5 protein-coding genes are annotated in these 5,238 nt (G+C 63.9%); all 5 read right to left on the reverse strand.

Going from position 1 to position 5,238, the window contains the following annotated elements:
* On the reverse strand, positions 1-1,081 hold a 1,081-nt coding region (locus VLE48_06805; protein ID HSA92703.1), incomplete at its 3' end, for a hemolysin family protein.
* Positions 1,078-1,503, reverse strand: a complete 426-nt coding sequence (ybeY, locus tag VLE48_06810) for an rRNA maturation RNase YbeY (GenBank protein ID HSA92704.1) — start codon at positions 1,501-1,503, stop codon at positions 1,078-1,080. The genes VLE48_06805 and ybeY, both read right to left, overlap by 4 nt.
* A 64-nt stretch (positions 1,504-1,567) precedes the next feature.
* A complete protein-coding gene (locus VLE48_06815) occupies positions 1,568-2,599 on the reverse strand; it encodes a PhoH family protein (protein ID HSA92705.1) in 1,032 nt (343 codons plus the stop codon).
* Positions 2,600-2,785: 186 nt separating this feature from the next.
* Positions 2,786-4,150 carry a serine hydrolase domain-containing protein gene (locus VLE48_06820; protein ID HSA92706.1) on the reverse strand — a complete coding sequence of 455 codons (1,365 nt, stop codon included), beginning with the start codon at positions 4,148-4,150 and terminating at the stop codon, positions 2,786-2,788.
* A 76-nt stretch (positions 4,151-4,226) separates the two neighbouring features.
* The coding region (locus VLE48_06825; GenBank protein HSA92707.1) for an AAA family ATPase at positions 4,227-5,238 on the reverse strand (1,012 nt) is incomplete at its 5' end.

Consider the following 5,238-nt stretch of genomic DNA (forward strand, 5'->3'; position numbering starts at 1 on the left):
GCACGCCGAACAGCTCCACCAGGCGGTCCACGTCCATGTTGCCGGGGACGACGACGGCGCCATCGGGCTCGCGCACCAGGTCGGCTTTGGCTTCATGCTCGTCGCGGATCTCGCCCACGATCTCTTCCACCAGATCTTCAATGGTGGCCACGCCGGCGACGCCGCCGTATTCGTCAATCACGATGGCCATGTGCATGTTGTTCTTCTGCAATTCGCGCAGCAGCGTGCCCACGCGCTTGGTTTCCGGCACGAAGGGGACGGTGCGCATCAGGCCGCGCACGGTGCGGGTGCGAGCTTCGGCGTCCGACATCTGCAGGACGTCGTGCGCGAACACCACGCCCTGGATGTTATCCAGCGAGCCTTCATACACCGGCACGCGCGAGTAGGGCTTGGTGCGCAGAAGCTCGATGAACTGGTCCACGGTGGTGTCGGAGGGGACGGCAACGATCTCCGGACGCGGCGTCATGACGTCCCGCACCGTCTTTTCGCCGAACTCCACCACGGAGTGGATGAGCTGGCGGTCGGCGCCGTGCAGAATGCCTTCTTCCTGTCCCGCTTCGATGAGCGCGTCCACCGCTTCGGCAGGGCTCTCCGGCTCCTCGACCGCATGCTCTTCGGTGAGCGCCGCCACCGAAAGCGCGAAGCTCAGCACGATGGTGAACGGCAGCGCCACGTAGATGAGCACGCGCAGCACCGGAGCAAAAGGCGCCAGCCATTCGCCGCGGGTGCGAGCGAACAGCACGAAAGGCAGCAGGCGGTTGAACAGCAACACGATCACCAGCAAGGCGGTGGCGCCTTCGGCAAGTTCCGCCCAGTCCCAGGCGCCGTCGGCGAAAATGGAGAAGCCCACCAGCAAGGCCAGGGTCGCAGTGATGAGCTGCGCCAGCACCGACATGGAGAGCGAGGCGCGATTGCGGTTCGCGCCCAGGTGCGGCTCCACTCTCTTCTCAAAAATCTCGATGTTCTCCTGGTATTCGCGCGCCAGGAATTTGCCCATCTCGGTGTAGACGCGCTCGACGTAAGAGACCAGCGCCAGCATGCCCGCCAGCACCAGGCCGATGATGAACAGCAGCAGGCTCACGGCTTGCGCTCCCGTTCGATGAGGCCGGTGGGTAGCCGGAACTGGCGGCGCAGGCGCTGTTCGCGGCGCGCCATCTGGCCACGGTCGCGCTCATGGTCGTAGCCCGCCAGGTGCAGCGCGCCGTGCAGAATGAGCACCTTCAGTTCCGCCGCCGTCGAATGCCCGAGCCGACGCGCATTGCGCGCCGCCGTTTCCGCCGAGATGGCGATGTCCCCGGCGGCGCCGTTCTGGCCGGCGAACGAAAGTACGTCGGTGGCTCTGTCCTTGCGCCGGAAGCGCCGGTTCAAGGCGCGCAGATCGCGGTCCGTGGTGATGAGCACGTCCATCCGCCCGGACAAGCCGGCGGCGCGGCGCGCGCGCCCGGCAAAACGCTGGAGCGCACTCGCGCTCACTCCCCGTACGGATTGGCGCAGGATCACCATGATCGCAAAAAGAGGAACGGGAGAAGCGGCCCGATGGCCGTTCCTCCCGCGCTATTCTACCGGTTCATTCCTCTGTGTACTTGAATTCCGCAGGCGGAGCCGCCTCCGCCGCCTTCCCTGGCCCGGAATCCGCCGTCTTGGCAGCGTCCGCCTGGCGCTCCTTGTGCTCGTCGTATGCGCGGATGATGCGCTGCACCAGATGGTGCCGTACCACATCGCTTTCATTGAAGTAGCAGAAGTGGAGGCCTTCGACGGTCTTCAGGATCTCGCGGGCTTCCAGCAGACCGCTGCGACGCGCACCGGGAAGGTCGATCTGCGTGATGTCGCCGGTGATGACGGCCTTGGAGTTGAATCCCAGGCGGGTGACAAACATCTTCATCTGCTCGCTGGTGGTGTTCTGCGCCTCATCCAAAATGACGAAGCTGTCATTGAGCGTGCGGCCGCGCATGAAGGCGATGGGCGCGATCTCGATGACGTTCTTTTCCAGGTAGCGGTCGACTTTTTCCGGTTCGAGCAGGTCGTAGAGGGCGTCGTAGAGCGGACGCAGATAGGGATCGATCTTCTCCTGCAGGGTGCCGGGAAGGAAGCCCAGGCGCTCGCCGGCTTCGACCGCGGGGCGGGCGAGGATGATGCGGTGCACCTGCTTGTTGAGCAGAGCGGCGACGGCCATGGCCACCGCGAGATAGGTCTTGCCGGTGCCGGCGGGGCCGATGCCGAACACCATGTCGAACTGCTCGATGGCTTCGATGTAGCGGCGCTGGTTGAGGCTCTTGGGCTGGACCACACGGCGGCCGGCGGCGCGCTGGCGGCTGGACTCGGCCAGCCCGCGCAGCGTGACCGAGACGTCCGAGGTCACCAGGCGCAGCATGGAGCCGAGGTCGCCGTTGGTGAAGCTGTATCCGGCGCGCTGCAACTGGTCGTACTCGCGGACGATCTGCTCGGCGCGGGAGACGTCACGGGCCGCGCCTTCGATCTGGAGCGTATCCGCCTTCAGGTCGATGGAAACGTTGAGCGCGTCCTCGATGAGGTGCAGGTTCTCGTCGCGGGTGCCGAACAGGGTCTCGATGTTGGGGCTGATCTCGAGGTTCTTCTTCATGGAGTGTCGGACGCGATCCTCCTTAGGTAGCGCGGCACCGGCCGCGAACCACGTGTGCAATCTTTGCAGGGGGAACAACGGGCGGTTACGAAGCTGGCCACCGATGCGGCAACTACCATTGACGCTAGCCTAGCCCGGTGCTGCTGCGGAGTCAACCGAGCCCAGGAGTGCCGCTTCGGGTTCCCACTAGTCAGGCAGCCGCTTGGCCACGAAGGCGTCACCAAAACTCCAGGTGAGTTGATTTACCTTGCCTTGCTCGTCCCTGGAGAAACTCATCTTGCCGCCGTACCCACGGTCGATGAAGGATCCGTCCGACTGCGGGATCAGGTAGATCTCGTCCGGAGTGGCAATCGCCAGGTCATGTTGGCGGGCTTCCACCTTGATGACGAGGTTAGGCGTGAAGAAGTCAGGCCCGAACTGGTAGCGTCCCGGGAGGGCGCTCAGCACGGCCTCGTCCAGCGGATGGGCGGTCAGCTCCGGGACCCGGTAGGGCTCGCCGAACAGGATGGCGGCCAGGTCATCGGCCATGGAGCGGGTGAGGCTGGAATAGATGTTGGAAGCCAGGATCACGGTGGCGTCATCCTCCACAAAACGCAGCAAGGCCGTGGTGTATCCGGGGCTGCGGCCGGTGTAGGTGATGGCCCGGCGATTCAACTTCTTGCCGATGAACCAGGCGTAGCCCACACCCTCGAAGTGCTCCTTGAACATCTGGTCGCGGCTGGAGCGGCGCAACAGCTTGTCGGTGTAAAGAGCGCGGTCGAACTTGTAGAGGTCTTCGACGCTGGAGTAAAGCGAGCCGTTGCCGGTTTTGATGGACCAATCGAGATAGGGCGCATTCTGGACGTCACTCATGCCGCGCGGCACGTATCCGGAGGCGTGATTCCGGATGATCTCATCGGCGTGCGGCTCGCCGGTGTCGCTCATGCCGAGGGGTTCGAAGATGTTCTTCCGGAGGAAATCCCCATAGGTTTCGCCCGAGGCCTTTTCGATGACGTAGGCCAGCAGGTTGTAGTTGGAGTTGCTGTAGTCGAACTTTTCTCCCGGCTGGAACAGCAGCGGCGTCCCCTTGAACATGGCGATGACCTGGTCGAGGGACTGGTGGAAGCGAGACTTCTCGCGGTACCCCGGAAGATTGTTGGCATTGACAATGCCGGAACTGTGAGCGAGCAGTTGGTGAATCGTGATCTTGTCGCCCTGGGGATAGTCCCGGATGAACTTGGCCAGCGGATGCTTGAGTTTCAGCTTGCCACGCTCCTCAAGCAGCAGAATGGCCGCGGCGGTAAAAGGCTTGGAGACGGAAGCGATCTGAAACTTGGTATGGGGTGTGTTGGCGACATCCAGTTCGTAGTTGGCCATCCCGTAGCCTTTGCTCACCAGAACCTTGTCGCCGCGCGCGATCAGGACCGAGCCGCTGAAGTTGTGGCTTTCCAAGTAGGGTTTGACGTAGGCGTCGACTTTGGCTTCGAGGGCGGGGTCGTTCTGCGAAGATGCCGCGGGTGCAAACAGCAGGAACGCGAGCAAGAGCAAGGAAGGTAAGCGCAGTCGGGTCATCGGTGTTTCCGGATACGTACACATTTGGACGAAAGGAGCCAAGGTTGGGAAGCCAGCTCCCATCTTGGTCTCCGCGCTACGTCTCCGCCAGCGAAGCCGGCACAGCCCGCTCCTGGGCCCAGGCGCGGAGGCGGGCGATGTCCTCGGCGCGGGTGCGGGAGAGCGGGACGGTGGTGCGCAGCGTCTCGAGCAGCGTTTCTGTCGAGAGCGGCTTCTTGTCGGCGAACGAAGCGTACATGGCGGCTTGCACGGCGCCTTCGATCTCGGCGCCGGAGAAGCCGCGGGCCGCGTCCACCAGGCGGTCAAGGTCGAACTCCGCAGGATTCCGCTTGCGGCGCGCGAGATGCAACGTGAAGATGGCGCGCCGCTCGGCCTGGTTGGGAAGGTCGAGGAAGAAGATCTCGTCAAAGCGTCCCTTGCGTAGAAGCTCCGGCGGGAGAGCGGCGACGTTGTTGGACGTGGCAGCGATGAAGACGGCGGAGCGGCGGTCCTGCATCCAGGAAAGGAACGCGCCGAGCATGCGCGCGGAAACACCGGCGTCAACGACGGCGGCTTCCGGACCGGTACCGGCGAAGACTTTTTCCAGCTCGTCGATCCAGAGGACGATAGGGGCGAGCTGATCAGCGACTTCGAACAGGCGCTGCACACGCTTTTCGGTTTCCCCGATGAACTTGTCGAAGACAGCGGAGGTCTGGAACTTGACCAGCGGGACTTTCCAGTCGCCGGCGATGGCGCGGGCGCAAAGGCTCTTGCCGCATCCCTGGACGCCCATGAGGGTGACGCCGCGCGGCGGATCGAGTCCGTAATCGCGGGCGGCGGGCTCGAAGGCGCCGCGCCGCACGAGCAGCCACTTCTTCAGATTCTCAAGGCCGCCGACCGAAGCCAGGTCTTCGCGGACCTCGACAAATTCCAGCAGGCCACTGCGCCGCAGGAGTTCCTTCTTGCCTTCGAGCACATCGAGAACGGTCTGGCTGGACATCTCGTAGCGGGCGACCAGCGCCTGGGCAAGAGTGCGCTCGGCTTCATCCTCGGTGAGGCCGGAAAGATTTCCGGCCATGGCGTGCAAGCCGGCGTCGTCGAGCTTGCGC

The organism is Terriglobales bacterium, assembly GCA_035454605.1.
GTDB lineage: Bacteria > Acidobacteriota > Terriglobia > Terriglobales > Acidobacteriaceae > DATMAB01.

Coding starts and splice junctions, on each gene's coding strand:
- ybeY (HSA92704.1), bottom strand. CDS start 1,503: ATGGTGATCCTGCGCCAATCCGTACGGGGAGTGAGCGCGAGTGCGCTC.
- VLE48_06815 (HSA92705.1), bottom strand. CDS start 2,599: ATGAAGAAGAACCTCGAGATCAGCCCCAACATCGAGACCCTGTTCGGC.
- VLE48_06820 (HSA92706.1), bottom strand. CDS start 4,150: ATGACCCGACTGCGCTTACCTTCCTTGCTCTTGCTCGCGTTCCTGCTG.